Raw genomic sequence first — 16,299 nt, 5'->3', positions numbered from 1 at the left:
TGGCGAACGCATGATGGCGGTGGCCTTGCCGGTTGCACTTGGCAAGCGTTGATGGTTTGTTGCCGCTCAGCGGAGAACGAATGATGCGCGAATCCCTCGGTCAAGACGAATACGGCTCGGCCAGCCCCTTTGATCCCGACGATCTGCCGAATCTCAACGCCATGGGACCGGCGATGGGCAGCGGCAATGATTTCGAGAAATATGCCGTTGCCGTCATCATCGTGTTCGGCGCGCTGATCATCGGCGGCCTGATGGCCGCGTCGATGACCTTCGGCCACCGCAACGGCTTCCTGTTTGCGTTGGGCGGCGCCACTTCGGCCTGGATTTCGGGCAACGCGCTGCTGATTGACCGGCCGCGCATTTATGCGCTGTTCGTCGGCATTGCCGCGGTGCTGCTGATTGCCTCAACCATCACCCTTGTCGTGTAGTCAGTAGCCCAGCGCCTCGCCGGAAGCGGCGCGGCTGTCGATGGCTCCGTTGTAGCGGGCGCCGCCGCCTTTCTCGATCTCCGCCAGGCTCTTGCCGCCGACCAGGATGCCGGCCGCCTGGCCCCAGGTCTGGTCGCTGAGATCGAGATGATAGCCCATGCCGGCAAGCAGCCTTTCGGTGTCGGGAGAAAGCCCGAAAGGCTCGACATAGACGGTGTCGGGCAGCCATTGATGGTGGATGCGCGGAGCGTCGATCGCCTCCTGAATGTTCATGCCGTGGTCGATGACGTTGACGATTGCCTCCAGCGTGATGGTGATGATGCGCGAGCCACCCGGGCTGCCGATGACCATGAACGGCTTGCCGTCCTTCACAACGACGGTCGGGCTCATCGAGGACAGCGGCGTCTTCTTCGGCTGGATCGCGTTGGCCTCGCCTTGGACCAGTCCGTAGAGGTTGGGCACGCCGGGCTTCTGGGTGAAATCGTCCATTTCGTTGTTGAGCAGGATCCCGGTGCCGTCGGCGACGACGCCGGCGCCGAAGGAACCATTGAGCGTATAGGTGACGGCTACCGCGTTGCCATCCCTGTCGATGATAGAATAATGGGTGGTTTCCTTCGACTCGCCGAAACCCTTGGGCATCAGGTCCTTCGAGACGCCGGCGCGGAACGGATCGATCTTGTCGCGGATGTCCTTGGCATAGCCCTTGTCGAGCAGTTTCGAGACCGGATTGTCGACGAAATCCGGATCGCCGAGCGCCGAATTGCGGTCGACATAGGCATGACGCATGGCCTCGACCATGACGTGGACGGTCTCAGCCGAGCCGGCTCCGAGATAGGACAGCGGATAGCCTTCGAGCACATTGAGGATTTCGCAGATGATGACGCCGCCCGAACTCGGCGGCGGCGAGGAGATGATCTCGTAGCCGCGATAGGAACAGGTCACCGGCTTCAGCTCGCGCACCGCGTACTGCTCGAAATCGCCTTTGGCGAGGATGCCGCCCTTGGCGCCGCTCGCCTTGACGATCGCGTCGGCAATCGGCCCCTTGTAGAAGGCATCGGGGCCTTTCTCGGAGATCGCCGAGAGCGAGGCCGCAAGGTCCGACTGAACTAGCTTCTCGCCGATGCCATAGGGCTTCCCGTCTTTTTTCAGAAAAATAGCGGCCGCTGCCGGATCCTTGGCCAGCCGGTCGGCGCCGCCGGCGAAGGAGGCCGCGTCGCCCTGGTTGAGGACGAAGCCGTCCTTGGCATAGGCGATCGCCGGGGCCATGAGATCCTGTCTGGACAAGGTCCCGTATCTCTCGCGCGCCATCTCGAAGCCGGCCACCGAACCAGGCACGCCGACGGCGAGATAACCGTCGAGGCTGGCACCTTTGATCGGCTTGCCCTCCTTATCGAGATACATCGTCTTGGTCGCCGCAAGGGGCGCGCGCTCGCGGAAATCGATGAAGGTCGAACGGCCGTCCTTCAAGCGGATGGTCATGAAACCGCCGCCGCCGATATTGCCCGCATTCGGATAGACGACGGCCAGCGCATAGCCGACGGCGACCGCCGCATCGACGGCGTTGCCGCCCTTCTTCAGCACGTCGACGCCGACTTCGGTGGCGAGATGCTGGGCGGTCACCACCATGCCGTGCTCGCCCTTGGCGGGAGCCGGCGAAGCCGCAAAAACGGCGGCCGATGGTGTGAAGGCAACAGTGAGCGCAAAGCTGACGGCGATCAGCGTCCGGCGGGTGAGATGCATGGTGGGTCTCCAAGGCGGGGGGACACCCAGGAAAGACCGTTGGAGCGCGTTAGTCCAATAACAATTGGAGTAGCATTGGGCAGAGCCCCTCACCTGCCCCGAATTGCGAAGGGCAATTCGGGGCAGTCCGACCTCTTCCCGCGGGGGAAGGAGCTCGTCAGCGCCGACGCCAACCTCTTCTGCCTTGGGAGAAAGGCGGCCGCGAAGCGGCCGGATCAGGGTGTCAGACGATCCCGCCGCCACCGCCGGCGACGCCCGGCCGCTCCGCCGCGACCTTCGCCCGGTAGCCGGCCTCGCGATAGGCGGCGACCGGATCAATGGCGCCGCCGGTTCTCAGCCGCGCCATGGCGAGGATCGGCTCGACATCGGTGCGGTAGGCGGTCTTCAGCGTCTGCGTCGCCATCAGCGCGTCGTTCGCTTCCTGAAAACCGTCCAGCGCCTTGCGGTCGACCAGCAGCGCCTGCGCATAGGCGCGCTGCACCTCGACCGCGGACAGCATCAGGCTTTCGATCGGATCGGTGACGTTATGGCTCTGGTCGAGCATATGCGCGGGATGGAAGCCCTTGGCACCCGAAAGCTCTGCATCGACCAGCTCGTTGAACACCAAAAACAGCCGGTAAGGATCGATCGAACCGGCGTCGAGATCGTCGTCGCCATATTTGGAATCGTTGAAGTGGAAGCCGCCGAGCTTGCCGAATTGAATCAGCCGCGACACGATCATCTCGATGTTGACGTTGGGCGCGTGGTGGCCGAGGTCGACGAGGCAGAAGGCCTTGTCGCCGAGCTCCTTGGCGATGATGTAGTTCGTGCCCCAGTCCTGCACGACGGTCGAATAGAAGGCCGGCTCGTACATCTTGTGCTCGGTAAACAGCCGCCAGTCGTCCGGCAGGCCGGCGTAGATTTGCCGCATGGCGTCGAGATAGCGCTCGAAGGCCTTGGCGAAACTGACCTGGCCGGGGAAGTTCGAGCCGTCGCCGATCCATACCGTCAGCGCCTTCGACCCAAGCGTCCTGCCGATCTCGATGCATTCGAGATTGTGCTCGACCGCCTGGCGGCGCGTGCCGGCATCGGCGTGCGACAGCGAGCCGAATTTGTAGGAGAGCTTCTGGTCCTTCGCGTCGGAAAAGGTGTTGGAGTTCATCGCATCGAACCCGAGCCCGAAACGCGCCGCCGCCTGCTTCAGCCGTTTCGGATCGGCCTTGTCCCACGGGATATGCAGCGAGACGGTAGGCGTCGCTTGCGTCAGCTGGCTGATGACGGCGCAATCCTCGATCTTGTCGAAGATGTCGCGCGGCTCGCCGGCGCCGGGAAAACGGGCAAAACGCGTGCCCCCGGTGCCGACGCCCCAGGACGGGATCGCGACGCCGAATTTTTCGACTTGGTCGCGGATGGCGTCGATGGCAATGCCGCGCCGGTCGAGGCGTTCGCCGAGCGAGGCGTAGTCGCGCTCGAGGGCGGGTTGGCGAGCTGAGTTGTGGTTGGCGACGAGGTCGGCTGAGATGATCTGTTTGGACATTCTGTCCCTCCCAAATATTCGTCGGCGCTGCCCCTCATCCGCCTACCGGCACCTTCTCCCCGTATAGTGACGGGGAGAAGGGACGCGCTCCAGCGCTGGCGCCCCCTCGCCCCGTTCTTACGGGGAGAGGGTAAGGGTGAGGGGCAGCGCTGGCTTTGACAATTTACCGCGTAAAGCTCTGCGCGTTGCCGGCGTCGACATTGACGATGTTGCCGGTCGACTTGGCCGACATGTCGGACGCGAAGAAGTAGATCGCTTCGGCGATATCTTCCGGAAATACCGAGCGTTTCAGCATCGAACGCGACCGGTAGTGCTCCTCGAGATCGTCGGTCGACATCTTGTAGGCGGCGGCGCGCTGTTCCTTCCACTCGCCGGTCCAGATCTTGGAGCCGCGCAGCACGGCGTCCGGATTGACGACGTTGACCCTGATCTGCGCCTCCGCACCCTCAAGCGCGAGACAGCGCGCGAGATGGATCTCGGCCGCCTTGGCCGTGCAGTAAGCGGCGGCGTTGGGCGAAGCGGCAAGGCCGTTCTTGGAGGCGACGAAGACGACATTGCCGCCGATCTTCTGCGCGCGGAACAGCCGGAAAGCCTCGCGCGAAACGAGGAAATAGCCGGTCGACAGGATGTCCATATTCTTGTTCCACAACGCCAGCGTTGTTTCCTCGATCGGCGCCGAGGAGGCCAGGCCGGCATTGGAAACCAGAATGTCGATGCCGCCGAACTCGACCGAAGTTTCGGCAAAGCCCGAAGTGACCTGATCTTCCGACGTCACGTCGATGCGCACCGGACGGACGAAGTCTTTGCCGTAGGCCTTCGACAGCTCTTCGTGAGCGCCGGCAAGCGCGGCCTCATCGATATCGGCCAGCACGACGCAGGCGCCTTCGCGCAGCAGCCGGTTGGCCGTGGCGCGGCCAATGCCGCCGGCGCCGCCGGTGACCAGCGCGATCTGTCCCGCCAGCGCCTTCGGCTTCGGCAGGCGCTGGAGCTTGGCTTCTTCCAACTGCCAGTATTCGATGTCGAAGGCCTCCTGAGCCGGCAGGCCGACATAGGACGAGACCGTCGAGGCGCCGCGCATGACGTTGATGGCGTTGACGTAGAACTCGCCGGAGATGCGCGCCGTCGCCTTGTCGCCGGCGAAAGTGAACATGCCGACGCCCGGCATCAGATAGACGACCGCGTTCGGATCGCGGATGGCGGGCGAGTCCTTATGTTTGCAGCTGTCGTAGTAGGCCTGGTAGCCAACCCGATAGGCCGCAATGTCGTCGGCGAGGCGCGCGATGACGGCATCGACATCCGGCTTTGCCGGATCGAACTCGATCACCAATGGCCGGATTTTGGTGCGCAGGAAATGGTCCGGACAGGACGTGCCCAGCGCCGCCAGCGGGCGCAGGTCTTTCGAATTGACGAATTCGAGCACTGCCGGCTGGTCGTCGAAATGGCCGAGCTTATGGCTCTTTTCCGAGATCAGGCCGCGGATTCTCGGCATGAGTTTCGCGGCAATGGCACGCCGTGCCGGCGCGTCGAGCGCCTTCACCACCTCGCCGCCGAAGATCGCCTTGCCGTCGGATTTGCGCTCGAACCAGTCGATCGCCTGATTGATCACCGAAATCGTCGTTTCGTAGCATTCCTTCGGCGTGTCGCCCCAGGTGAACAGGCCGTGGCTTTCGAGAACCACGCCCTTGGCGTCGGGGTTCTCGCGGCAGAATTTCTCCAGCCACAGCCCAAGCTCGAAGCCCGGCCGCTTCCAAGGCAGCCAGCCGATGGCCTCGCCAAACACCTCTTTCGTGATCGCTCTGGAGTCCTTCGCCGCGGCAATCGCGATAATGGCATCGGGATGCATGTGGTCGACGCAAGCCTTCGGCACAAAGGCATGCAGCGGCGTGTCGATGGAGGCCGCGCGCGGATTGAGGTTGAAGGTGCAGTGGGGCAGATAGCCCACCATCTCATCCTCGTGGTCGACGCCGCGATAGAGGCTCTTCAGCGCGCGCAGCTTGTCCATGTAGAGGGTCGCAAACCCGTCGAGCTTGATCGAAGCGCTGTCGCCGCCCGAGCCCTTGACCCACAGCACCTCGACGTCCTCACCGGTCAGCGGGTCTTTCTGCCAGACCTTGGACGAGGTGTTGCCGCCGCCATAATTGGTGACGCGCTTGTCTGAACCCAGCGTGTTCGAGCGATAGACCAGAAGCTCGGGACCGCTCATCCCTTCGGCCCTTGCATCGTCCCACAGATTGGCGAGGCGCGAGCCGGAGCGCTTGTCGAGCATAGGTATCCTCCCTTGGGACGCTAAAACCGAGCAGTCCAATTTGGCTGGAATGTCTACCCAACAGGGCCTCTTGTCAATCATAAACGATCAAGATCGATCATATTGCACTGCACAATGAAAATATGTGATCGGAAATGATTGACATTGCGCGTTTTCTGGTGCCTGATAGCCAGGCAGGGAGGAACCATGCACGAAAAAGAGCGCCACAGGATCATTCTGTCCGCCGTCCAGGAAAAGCCTGTGGTGACGGTGCAGGAAATGGTCGACCTGACGGACTCCTCCGAGGCGACGATTCGGCGCGATATCGCGGCGCTGCATGTGCAAAAGCGGCTGCGCCGGGTGCGCGGCGGCGCCGAGGCGATCTCACCGCCGCAAGTCATCGGCCTTGCCGGCCGGCCCTTCTCGGTCAACGAAACGCTGAACGCCGCGCAGAAGCGGGCGATCGCCCGCGAAGCGGTGAACCTTTGCAAGGACGGCGAGCCGATCATCATCAATGGCGGCACCACGACCTTCCAGATGGTGCATTTCCTGACCGGCCGCCGCATGCCGATCTTCACCAACTCGTTCCCGATCGCCGAGCACCTGCTCAAGCACTCGAAGAACACGGTGATGCTGTCGGGCGGCACGATCTATCGCGAGCAGAACATCATCCTGTCGCCCTTCGACAACGACGTGACGCGCAATTTCTATGCGCGGCGCATGTTCATGGGCGCTCAAGGGTTGGGACCGCTCGGCCTGATGGAAGGCGACCCGCTGCTGATCCAGGCGGAGCAAAAACTGATCGACCAGGCCGACGAGCTGGTGGTGCTGGTCGATTCCTCGAAATTTCGCATGCGCTCCAGCCTGATCCTGTGCGGGCTGTCGCGCATCACGACCGTGATCACAGACGACGGTATCGACGACCGCGAAGCCAAGATGCTGGAAACCGCGGGCGTGGCGCTGATCGTCGCCCGCAAACAGTCAAGCGACAAGGAGGAATCTTCGCTGCAGGCCTGAGGACAGCTCGCGCCCGCAGCGGGATGGAATGCAACGCTCAAGGGAGGATATTCGAATGAGCTTTTTGAAGAAACTGCTGGTCACGGCGGCCTTTTCCGCCGCCATGTTCGTGAATGGCGCCTATGCCGAGAACGTCAAGATCGCGCTGGTCGTGAAGTCGCTCGGCAACGGCTTCTTCGACGCCGCCAACAAGGGCGCCGAGGAAGCGGCCAAGGAACTGGGCGACGTCGACGTCATCTACACCGGTCCGACCAAGGCGACGGCGGAGGCGCAGATCGAGGTGATCAACTCGCTGATCGCGCAGAAGGTCAATGCCATCGCCGTCTCGGCCAATGACGCCGATGCGCTGGTGCCGGTGCTGAAGAAGGCGATGGATCGCGGCATCACCGTGATCTCGTGGGACTCCGGCGTCGCCAAGGAGGGCCGCCAGCTCCACCTCAACCCGTCCGACACCAATTTGATCGGCGAGACCATCATCAAGCTCGCCGCCGACTACCTGCCGGAAGGCGGCGATGTCGCCATCCTCTCGGCATCCTCGACCGCGACCAACCAGAATGCCTGGATCGAAGCGGCCAAGAAGGTGCTGCCGGAGAAGTTCCCGAAGATCAAGCTGGTCGCCACCGTCTATGGCGACGACGACTCGGCCAAGAGCACCGACGAAGCCAAGGGCTTGTTGAAATCCTATCCGAACCTCAAGGCGATCATCGCGCCGACCACCGTCGGCGTCGTTGCCGCCGCGCAGGTCGTCACCGACGAGAACCTGATTGGCAAGGTCAACGTCACCGGCCTCGCGCTGCCGTCGGAGTTCAAGAAGTTCATCGACAACGGCGCCAGCCAGGCGGTCGCGCTGTGGAACCCGATCGACCTCGGCTACTCGGCGATCTATCTCGCGCATGACCTGGCGGTGAAGAAAGAAGAGGCCAAGCCCGGCGCCACGCTGTCGATCGGCCGCGTCGGCAAGGTGACGCTCGACGACACCAACTCGGCTGCGATGGCTCCGCCCTTCCAGTTCGACAAGACCAACATCGAGAAGTTCTCAAAGATCTATTGATCTGAGGAGCTTGCACCCTCCCCCTTGTGGGGAGGGTCGGCGAGGCGGTGTCGCGAAGCAAAACTGGCGAGACGGGGCGGGGGTGACGACGCTTCCATGCACCAGGACCTTAACTTGATATGCTAGACAACCCTCATCCCGCTCACGTTGTTCGCGACCCTCCCCGCGAGGGCGAGGACAAATTGGCCCCGCGCCTGACGCTCTTAGGCATCTCCAAGAGTTTTCCGGGCGTTCGGGCGCTGCACAATGTCAGCCTGTCGCTCTATCCCGGACAGGTGACGGCGCTGATCGGCGAGAACGGCGCCGGCAAGTCGACGCTGGTCAAGATCATGACCGGCATCTACCAGCCCGACGCCGGCGAAATCAGCATCGACGGCCAGGCCACGACGCTGCCCAGCGCGCATGCCGCCTTCGGCCACGGCATCACCGCCATCCATCAGGAGACGGTGCTGTTCGACGACCTTTCGGTCGCCGAAAACATCTTCCTCGGCCATGCGCCGCGCACCCGCTTCGGCACCATCGACTGGCGCACCATGCGCAAAAATGCGCGCGAGGTGCTGGAGACGATGCGCGCCGGCCACATCGACGCCGACACCCGCCTGAAGGACCTCGGCATCGCCAACAAGCATCTGGTGGCGGTGGCGCGCGCCATGTCCATCGACGCGCGCATCGTCATCATGGACGAGCCGACCGCCGCACTTTCGATGAAGGAGATCGACGAACTTTTCCTCTTGATCGAATTCCTGAAGAGCGAAGGCAAGGCGGTGCTCTTCATCAGCCACAAGTTCGACGAGATCTACCGCATCGCCGACCGCTACACCGTCTTCCGCGACGGCGAGATGGTGGGCGAAGGCCTGCTCAAGGACACCGGCCAGAACGAGATCGTGCGTATGATGGTCGGCCGCAACGTCGACCACATCTTTCCGCAGCGCGAGCCGAAGATCGGCGCGCCGGTGCTGTCGGTCTCCGGCCTGTCGCACCCGACCGAGTTCGACGATATCGGCTTCGAATTGCGCAAGGGCGAAATCCTCGGCTTCTATGGCCTCGTCGGTGCCGGCCGCAGCGAGGTGATGCAGGCGATCGCCGGCATTACGCGCACCAGCCGCGGCACGATTTCGCTGGACGGCAACTCAATCGCGCCGAAATCGGCGGCGGATTCGATCGAGGCCGGCATCGTCTATGTGCCGGAAGAGCGCGGCAAGCAGGGTGTCGTCATCGGCCTGCCGATCTTTCAGAACATATCGCTGCCTTCGCTTGCGCGCACCTCGAAATCCGGTGTGCTCAAGCTGGCGGAAGAATTCTCACTTGCCCGCTCCTACACCGAGCGGCTGGACCTGCGCGCCTCGTCGCTCAGCCAGGATGTCGGCACCCTTTCTGGCGGCAACCAGCAGAAGGTGGTCATCGCCAAATGGCTGGCGACGACGCCGAAGGTCATCATCCTCGACGAGCCGACCAAGGGCATCGACATCGGCTCCAAAGCCGCTGTGCACGGCTTCATGGCCGAGCTCGTGGCGCAGGGGCTATCGGTGATCATGGTCTCCTCGGAACTGCCGGAAATCCTCGGCATGTCCGACCGGGTCGTGGTCATGCGTGAAGGCCGTATCGCGGCCACCTACGACAACAAAGGCCTCGACGCCGAGACGCTGGTCAGGACCGCAGCGGGGATCGCGGCATGAAGAATTTTCTCAAATATCGCGAGATCTGGCTGCTCGCCGGCATCGTCCTGTTGATCGGGCTGATCTCGACCCGCTTCCCCGGTTTTGCCTATCCGGCCAATCTGCGCCAGGTGTTCAACGACACCTCGATCCTGATGATCCTGGCGCTCGGCCAGATGGTAGTGATCCTGACGCGCTCGATCGATCTGTCGATGGCGTCCAACCTCTGCTTCACCGGCATGGTGGTGGCGATGCTCAACGCTGCCCATCCGGCGATCCCGATCCCGGTGCTGATCGTCATCGCACTGCTTGTCGGCCTCCTACTCGGCGCCATCAACGGCTTCCTGGTGTGGCGGCTGAATATCCCGTCGATCGTGGTCACGCTCGGCACGCTCACCATCTATCGCGGCGCCACCTTCGTCGTCTCCGGCGGCGCCTGGGTCAATGCCGACCAGATGAGCCCCGACTTCATCAACTTCCAGCGCGCCGCCTTCCTCGGCCTGCCGGTGCTGTCGTGGATCGCGCTTCTCGTCATTGCGCTGTTCTTTCTGGCGATGACGCGCACGCAGATCGGCCGCTCGATCTATGCCATCGGCGTCAACCCGACCGCCTCGGTCTATGCCGGCATCGATGTCGGCCGCACCAAGTTCATCGTCTTCTGCATTTCCGGCATGATCGGCGGGCTAGCCGGGTACTTATGGATCTCGCGCTACGTGATCGCCTCGGTCGAAGTCGCCAACGGCTACGAGCTCAACATCATCGCCGCCTGCGTCATCGGCGGCATCTCGATCGCCGGCGGCATCGGCTCGGTCGGCGGCGCGGTGCTCGGCGCGCTCTTCCTCGGCATCATCTCCAACGCGCTGCCGGTCATCAACATCTCGCCCTTCTGGCAGATGGCGATCTCGGGCAGCGCCATCATCCTGGCCGTGGTGCTCAACGCGCGCGGCGAGCGCCGGCAGGGTCGCATCATCCTCAGAAAGGCGGAAGCGGCATGACCGACACCCCTGCCCCGCGCCATATCCCCGACCGGCTCGACAAGCCGCTTTCTTCGGCGATCTTTTCCTGGGAGGCGCTGCTCGTCGTCATCGCGATCCTCATCTTCGCGGTGAACAGCTTGGCCTCGCCCTATTTCCTCGACCCGTGGTCGCTCTCGGATCTGACCTTCAACTTCACCGAAAAGGGCCTGATCGCGCTCGCCATGGCGCTGCTGATCATCTCGGGCGAGATCGACCTGTCGGTTGCCGCGATCGTCGCGCTCGCTTCGACGATGATGGGCATGGCGGTGCAGGCGGGCGCCGGCACGCCGGTGCTGGTCGCGATCGGCATCGCCGTCGGGCTCGGCTGCGGCGCCTTCAACGGATTGCTCGTCACCAGGCTCGGCCTGCCCTCCATTGTGGTCACCATCGGCACGATGAGCCTGTTCCGCGGGATCGCCTTCATCATCCTCGGCGACCAGGCCTATAAGGGATATCCGGAGAGTTTCGCCTTCTTCGGCCAGGGTTATGTCTGGTGGGTTTTCTCGTTCGAGCTGGCGTTGTTCCTTCTCGCGGCGCTGGTCTACTGGTTCGTGCTGCATCGCACGAGCTTCGGCCGGCGCGTCTTTGCCATTGGCAACAATCCGGTCGCCTGCCAATTCTCCGGCGTGCGCGTCGACCGCATCAAATTCATCCTGTTTTGCCTCACCGGGCTGATGTCGGGCATCGCCTCGGTGCTGATCACGTCGCGGCTCGGCTCGACAAGGCCGTCGATCGCGCAGGGCTATGAGCTGGAGGCCATCACCATGGTGGTGCTGGGAGGTGTATCGATCCTCGGCGGCGCCGGCAGCATCCTCGGCGTGGTGCTTGCCGCCTTCATGATGGGGCTGGTGACCTTCGGCCTCGGCCTGCTCAACGTGCCCGGCATCGTCATGTCGATCTTCATCGGCCTGCTGCTGATCATCGTCATTGCGCTGCCGATCGTGTGGCGGCGGCTGCGCGAAGGACGTTTCGCCTGATGGAGAAACACGCCTTCAAGATGAAGCTCAATCCCGGCATGAAGGCCGAGTACAAGCGCCGCCATGACGAGATCTGGCCTGAGCTGGCGGAGCTGCTGAGAGATGCCGGCGTCTCCGACTATTCGATCCATCTCGACGAGGAGACCAGCATCCTCTTCGGCGTGCTGTGGCGACGCGACGATCACGGCATGGCCGACCTGCCGAAACATCCTGTGATGCAGCGCTGGTGGGCGCATATGGCCGACCTCATGGAAACCAAACCCGACAATGAGCCGGTGGCGGTGCCGCTGGAAACCATGTTCCATATGGCATGATCCGCCACGTCGCCGTCATCGATATCGGCAAGACCAACGCCAAGGTGGCGCTGGTCGAGCTCACGACGCCGAGCGAGATCGCGCTGCGCCGCACCGCGAACGCGCCCGTTTGGCAGGCGCCCTGCCCCTATCACGATGTCGAGGCGCTGTGGACGTTCATCCTGAACAGCCTCGCCGATATCAACCGCGAGCGGCGGATCGATGCGATCTCGATCACCACGCATGGCGCGACCGGGGCGCTGGTCGACGCCGCCGGCGAACTGGTGCTGCCGGTGCTCGACTATGAGTTCGACGGCCCCGACCAACTTGCGGCCGACTACGACGCCGTACGCGCTCCCTTCGCCGAAACAGGCACGCCGCGGTTGCCCATCGGCCTTAATCTCGGCGCGCAATTCTTCTGGCAGCAAAAGCGCTTTCCAGTGGAATTCGCCAAGTCCGCCGCGATGCTGATGTATCCGCAATATTGGGCGCTGCGGCTGACCGGCGTCGCCGCCAACGAAGTGACATCGCTGGGCTGCCACACCGATCTGTGGAACCCCTGGACGTCCGACTATTCCTCGCTGGTCGACAGGATGGGCTGGCGTCCGCTGATGGCGCCCGTGCGTCGGGCGAAGGACAGGCTCGGATCGATCCTGCCGGCGATTGCCCGACTGACAGGGCTCGACCCCGCGACTCCCGTGTTCTGCGGCCTGCACGACTCCAACGCCTCGCTTCTGCCGCATCTGTTGTCCGATCTGCCGCCCTTCTCCGTCGTCTCGACCGGCACATGGGTGGTGTCGATGGCGGTCGGCGGCAAGAAGGTCGAGCTCGACCCGGCGCGCGACACGCTGGTCAATGTCAATGCGCTCGGCGATCCCGTGCCGTCGGCGCGCTTCATGGGTGGACGCGAGTTTTCGCTGCTGACTGAAGGCCAGCGGCAGGACTGGACCGAGGCCGATGTTGCCGCCGCGCTGGCACGAAAAGCATCGCTTCTGCCGTCAACCCAACAAGGCTCCGGGCCATTCCCTCACCGCGCCGCGCAATGGGTCAACGCCGAGGGCTTGCCTCCCGGCCAGCGCTTCACCGCAATCTCGTTCTATCTGGCGCTGATGACGGTGACCTGCCTGGAGTTGATTGGCGGCGACGGGCCGACGACGGTCGAAGGGCCCTTTGCGCGGAACCCGCTTTTTATCCGCATGCTGGCGGCGGCAACGGGACGGGCTGTCATTGCGTCGGAGACGTCGACAGGAACGAGCATCGGCGCGGCACTGCTGGCGTTAGACGGCGCTACCGTCATCAGCAAAGGCGAGCGGACCGAGCCACCCGCAGATCCGGCTTGGCATGATTACGCGCGAGCGTGGCAGCGGGTCGTCGGGACGTGATCCCCGCCATGGTATTTGCCACAACTTGACAGGTCACGCCGACCAGCGCCGACATAGGCCGGTGGCAACTTGCGGACCGAACGTCTCAGCCCGCTGTCGCGTAAAGCAACCCTTGCGTATCGATCTCGGGCTTGCGGCCGGCGACGAGGTCGGACAGGAATTTTCCCGAGCCGCAAGCCATGGTCCAGCCGAGATGGCCGTGGCCGGTGTCGAGATAGAGGTTGCGGTATTTCGCCTGACCGAAGATGGGCACGGAACTCGGCATCATCGGCCTCAGGCCTGCCCAAAGCAGCGCCTTCTTCTCGTCGAAGGCGCCCGGGAACAGGTCCTTGCCGGTTTCCAGGATGGTTCTGAAATCACCCGGCTTGAAGCTGCGATCGAAGCCTATGAATTCCGCCGTCGAGGACATCCGCAGCCGGTTGCCCAGCCTCGAATAGCCGATCAGCCGGTCCTCGTCGGCGCCGCCCATGGTCGGGCCCTTGCTCTCGTCCTCGAGCGGGACGGTCACGGTGTAGCCCTTCACCGGGTAGACGGGCAGGTCGATGCCGTAGCGGCGGCCGAACAGGCCGCTTTCGGCTCCCATCGAGATGACGACGGCGTCGCCCGCAACCGGTCCGGCCGAGGTCATCACGGCTCGCACCCGGTCGCCCTCGATGTCGAGGCCCTCGATTGTCGTGCCGAACAGGAACCTGACGCCGAGCTTCTCGGCCGCATAGGCGGCGAGCTTGTCGACGAATTGCTTGGAATCGCCGGTCTGGTCGATTGGAGAATAGATGCCGCCGGCGATCTTGTCCTTCACGCTGGCAAGGCCCGGCTCCAGCTCGGCCAAGCGGTCGCGGCCGACGATCTCGATCGGCAGGCCGCGCTCGCCGAGGTAGCGGTAATTGTCGGTGCCGGTGTCGAAGCTTTTCTGCGAGCGGAAGAAGTAGAGGATGCCTTTCTTGCGTTCGTCGTAATGGATGCCGGTCGCCTCCGAGAGCGCATTGATGCAGTCGCGCGAATAGAGCGCGAGCTTCAGCTTGACGTCGGTGTTGGCGCGCAGGCGCGCTACGGTGCACTCGCGCAGGAAGCGCAGGCTCCAGGCATAGAAATACGGATCGAGGCGCAGCCGGACCTTGATGCCGAGGTCATGGTTCCAGAGCGCGCGCAGAAAGGTCTTGAGCGCCGCCGGCGAGGCCCAGGCGGTGGCGTCGCCCGGCGAGACCAGGCCGGCGTTCGACTGGCTGGTGCCGCGCGCCGCTGCCTCATGGCGCTCGATCACCGTCACCTCATGACCGTCTTTAGCCAGATAGTAGGCGGCCGCCGTGCCAATCACGCCGGCGCCGAGCACCAAGACCTTCATGCCGTCCCTCAAGGCTCATTCCAACAGTGCGCCTTCGGCACACCACCGCATGAGCCTCAATACCGCGTCTAAACTCGCCGGACGAGCCCTTGGCCCAACAGGTCAGTCTCATTACGCAATTCCGGGACGAAGGCTACGGCGAAGTCGCCGAACCCAACCGCTACACACTTTCCTGAACTGCTTAGTTTCGAACGGAGTTCTTGGTCGTCAGGATGCGTTCCCAGGCCAGCGCATCCTTGACGATCTGGTCGAGATCGTCGCGCTGCGGCGTCCAGCCGAACTCCTTGCGGGCAAGGTCGGAATTGGCGACCACGGCGGCGGCGTCGCCCGGCCGCCGCGCACCCATGCGAACGTCGAAATCATGGCCGAAGGCGCGGCGAACGCTGTCAATCACTTCCAGCACCGAATAGCCATGGCTGTAGCCGCAATTGGCGACGAGGCTCTCCCCGCCATCGCGCAGCCGCTGCAGTGCTAACCGGTGCGCCGCCGCCAGATCGCTGACATGGATGTAGTCGCGGATGCAGGTGCCGTCCGGTGTCGGATAGTCCTTGCCGAAGACCTGCATGAATGGCCGCTTGCCGAGCGCCGTCTCGCAGGCGACCTTGATCAGATGCGTGGCGCCGGGCGTCGACTGTCCGGTGCGGCCCTTGGGATCGGCGCCGGCGACATTGAAATAGCGCAGCGCCGTGTAGCGGATGTCGTGCGCAATCGCGGCATCGCGCAGCATCCACTCGCTCATCAGCTTGGAGAGGCCGTAAGGCGATTCCGGCGCTAGCCGGGCGTCCTCGCGCACCGGCTCCAGCCCGGCGCCGCCATAGACGGCTGCGGTGGACGAGAAGATGAAGTGCGGCACGCCCTCGCGCACGGCGGTTTCGATCAGCGCGCGCGTCTTGCAGGTGTTGTTCTCGTAATAGCCGAGCGGATCGGCGACCGATTCCGGCACCACGATCGAGCCGGCGAAATGGATGATGGCGTCGACCTTGTTTTCCCGGATGATCCGGCCGACCAGATCGCGATCGGCGACGTCGCCGACGACGAGCTCCGCCTCGGGCGCCACCGCCCATTCGAAGCCGGTGGAAAGCCTGTCGAGCACGACGACGCTTTCGCCGGCGTCCAAAAGCTCCCAGACCATGTGGCTGCCGATATAGCCGGCACCGCCCGTCACCAAAACCGTCATCGCTTACCTCGCTGATCAAGATTTATCGGAAACTGTCTCAACAGCCGCCGTGCTGGAAACCCCGCCGTAAGCCCATTAGCCTCCCATTTTAGTGTTAAGTCTGTAACAGTTCCGCCTGCCCGAGGCATCGTACCGAAACAAAGCTGGTTCACATCCCCGGGAATAGGCCATGATCCGGCATCGTTAGGAACAAGCGCGGGGCGTGGCATTTTGACCGGTGCGGCGCGGTGGACGTAACATAGGCCCGTGACTATGATCCGGCGCAAAATTGGGAAGCCGACATGAACTACCAGCGGTTCTTCGAAGACGCGATCGACCAGCTCCATGCCGAGCGGCGCTACCGCGTTTTCGCCGACCTCGAGCGCATCGTGGGCAAGTTCCCGCGCGCCATCTGGCGCTCCAACGGTCGCGCCCAGGAAATCACCGTCTGGTGCTCCAACGACTATCTCGGCATGGGCCA

At 63.5% G+C, this 16,299-nt stretch carries 13 protein-coding genes and 1 pseudogene; 9 read left to right on the top strand and 5 right to left on the bottom strand.

Annotated elements, in window-relative coordinates:
• Positions 1 to 173 precede the first annotated feature (173 nt).
• Positions 174 to 428, top strand: coding sequence for a hypothetical protein (locus EOD29_RS27035; RefSeq protein ID WP_170950361.1), 255 nt, complete (start codon positions 174 to 176; stop codon positions 426 to 428).
• Here EOD29_RS27035 and ggt read toward each other — a convergent pair whose 3' ends face one another.
• From ggt to EOD29_RS27020, 3 genes are all read right to left on the bottom strand, one after another.
• Positions 429 to 2,168 (bottom strand): gamma-glutamyltransferase, encoded by a 1,740-nt coding sequence (gene ggt, locus EOD29_RS27030; RefSeq protein WP_127248465.1) that lies wholly within the window; start codon positions 2,166 to 2,168, stop codon positions 429 to 431.
• Between the two features lie 223 nt (positions 2,169 to 2,391).
• Positions 2,392 to 3,684, bottom strand: a complete 1,293-nt coding sequence (rhaI, locus tag EOD29_RS27025) for an L-rhamnose catabolism isomerase (RefSeq protein ID WP_127248464.1) — start codon at positions 3,682 to 3,684, stop codon at positions 2,392 to 2,394.
• 163 nt (positions 3,685 to 3,847) lie between these two features.
• Positions 3,848 to 5,950, bottom strand: a complete 2,103-nt coding sequence (locus EOD29_RS27020; RefSeq protein WP_127248463.1) for a bifunctional rhamnulose-1-phosphate aldolase/short-chain dehydrogenase — start codon at positions 5,948 to 5,950, stop codon at positions 3,848 to 3,850.
• Between the two features lie 186 nt (positions 5,951 to 6,136).
• Between EOD29_RS27020 and EOD29_RS27015 the strand changes: the two genes are divergently transcribed.
• From EOD29_RS27015 to EOD29_RS26985, 7 genes are all read left to right on the top strand, one after another.
• On the top strand, positions 6,137 to 6,946 hold the full coding sequence (locus EOD29_RS27015; protein WP_095777439.1) for a DeoR/GlpR family DNA-binding transcription regulator: 810 nt from the start codon (positions 6,137 to 6,139) through the stop codon (positions 6,944 to 6,946).
• 55 nt (positions 6,947 to 7,001) lie between these two features.
• Positions 7,002 to 7,997 carry a rhamnose ABC transporter substrate-binding protein gene (gene rhaS / locus EOD29_RS27010; RefSeq protein ID WP_095782942.1) on the top strand — a complete coding sequence of 332 codons (996 nt, stop codon included), beginning with the start codon at positions 7,002 to 7,004 and terminating at the stop codon, positions 7,995 to 7,997.
• A 119-nt stretch (positions 7,998 to 8,116) separates the two neighbouring features.
• Positions 8,117 to 9,673 (top strand): sugar ABC transporter ATP-binding protein, encoded by a 1,557-nt coding sequence (locus EOD29_RS27005; RefSeq protein ID WP_245475447.1) that lies wholly within the window; start codon positions 8,117 to 8,119, stop codon positions 9,671 to 9,673.
• Complete coding sequence (locus EOD29_RS27000; protein ID WP_127248461.1) at positions 9,670 to 10,647, top strand: ABC transporter permease; 978 nt, start codon at positions 9,670 to 9,672, stop codon at positions 10,645 to 10,647. Before EOD29_RS27005 ends, EOD29_RS27000 begins: the two co-directional genes overlap by 4 nt.
• Entirely contained in the window at positions 10,644 to 11,645 is a 1,002-nt protein-coding gene (locus EOD29_RS26995; RefSeq protein WP_127248460.1) for an ABC transporter permease, read from the top strand. Before EOD29_RS27000 ends, EOD29_RS26995 begins: the two co-directional genes overlap by 4 nt.
• On the top strand, positions 11,645 to 11,959 hold the full coding sequence (rhaM, locus tag EOD29_RS26990) for an L-rhamnose mutarotase (RefSeq protein WP_206520505.1): 315 nt from the start codon (positions 11,645 to 11,647) through the stop codon (positions 11,957 to 11,959). The genes EOD29_RS26995 and rhaM overlap by 1 nt, the downstream gene beginning before the upstream one ends.
• Complete coding sequence (locus EOD29_RS26985) at positions 11,956 to 13,320, top strand: FGGY-family carbohydrate kinase (protein WP_127248459.1); 1,365 nt, start codon at positions 11,956 to 11,958, stop codon at positions 13,318 to 13,320. The genes rhaM and EOD29_RS26985 overlap by 4 nt, the downstream gene beginning before the upstream one ends.
• An 85-nt stretch (positions 13,321 to 13,405) precedes the next feature.
• Here EOD29_RS26985 and EOD29_RS26980 read toward each other — a convergent pair whose 3' ends face one another.
• Positions 13,406 to 14,662, bottom strand: a complete 1,257-nt coding sequence (locus EOD29_RS26980) for a D-amino acid dehydrogenase (RefSeq protein ID WP_127248458.1) — start codon at positions 14,660 to 14,662, stop codon at positions 13,406 to 13,408.
• Between the two features lie 181 nt (positions 14,663 to 14,843).
• Complete coding sequence (gene galE, locus EOD29_RS26975) at positions 14,844 to 15,839, bottom strand: UDP-glucose 4-epimerase GalE (RefSeq protein ID WP_127248457.1); 996 nt, start codon at positions 15,837 to 15,839, stop codon at positions 14,844 to 14,846.
• 281 nt (positions 15,840 to 16,120) lie between these two features.
• On the opposite strand from galE, the pseudogene EOD29_RS26970 reads away from it, so the two are divergent.
• A pseudogene (locus EOD29_RS26970) lies at positions 16,121 to 16,299 on the top strand (5-aminolevulinate synthase); the annotation flags it as partial.

Source organism: Mesorhizobium sp. M1A.T.Ca.IN.004.03.1.1 (assembly GCF_003997555.1).
GTDB lineage: Bacteria > Pseudomonadota > Alphaproteobacteria > Rhizobiales > Rhizobiaceae > Mesorhizobium.
The sequence above is the reverse complement of the archived record's forward strand: the minus strand, read 5'-3'. Positions and strand labels throughout refer to the sequence as shown.

Coding starts and splice junctions, on each gene's coding strand:
- EOD29_RS27035 (WP_170950361.1), top strand. CDS start 174: ATGGGCAGCGGCAATGATTTCGAGAAATATGCCGTTGCCGTCATCATC.
- ggt (WP_127248465.1), bottom strand. CDS start 2,168: ATGCATCTCACCCGCCGGACGCTGATCGCCGTCAGCTTTGCGCTCACT.
- rhaI (WP_127248464.1), bottom strand. CDS start 3,684: ATGTCCAAACAGATCATCTCAGCCGACCTCGTCGCCAACCACAACTCA.
- EOD29_RS27020 (WP_127248463.1), bottom strand. CDS start 5,950: ATGCTCGACAAGCGCTCCGGCTCGCGCCTCGCCAATCTGTGGGACGAT.
- EOD29_RS27015 (WP_095777439.1), top strand. CDS start 6,137: ATGCACGAAAAAGAGCGCCACAGGATCATTCTGTCCGCCGTCCAGGAA.
- rhaS (WP_095782942.1), top strand. CDS start 7,002: ATGAGCTTTTTGAAGAAACTGCTGGTCACGGCGGCCTTTTCCGCCGCC.
- EOD29_RS27005 (WP_245475447.1), top strand. CDS start 8,117: ATGCTAGACAACCCTCATCCCGCTCACGTTGTTCGCGACCCTCCCCGC.
- EOD29_RS27000 (WP_127248461.1), top strand. CDS start 9,670: ATGAAGAATTTTCTCAAATATCGCGAGATCTGGCTGCTCGCCGGCATC.
- EOD29_RS26995 (WP_127248460.1), top strand. CDS start 10,644: ATGACCGACACCCCTGCCCCGCGCCATATCCCCGACCGGCTCGACAAG.
- rhaM (WP_206520505.1), top strand. CDS start 11,645: ATGGAGAAACACGCCTTCAAGATGAAGCTCAATCCCGGCATGAAGGCC.
- EOD29_RS26985 (WP_127248459.1), top strand. CDS start 11,956: ATGATCCGCCACGTCGCCGTCATCGATATCGGCAAGACCAACGCCAAG.
- EOD29_RS26980 (WP_127248458.1), bottom strand. CDS start 14,662: ATGAAGGTCTTGGTGCTCGGCGCCGGCGTGATTGGCACGGCGGCCGCC.
- galE (WP_127248457.1), bottom strand. CDS start 15,839: ATGACGGTTTTGGTGACGGGCGGTGCCGGCTATATCGGCAGCCACATG.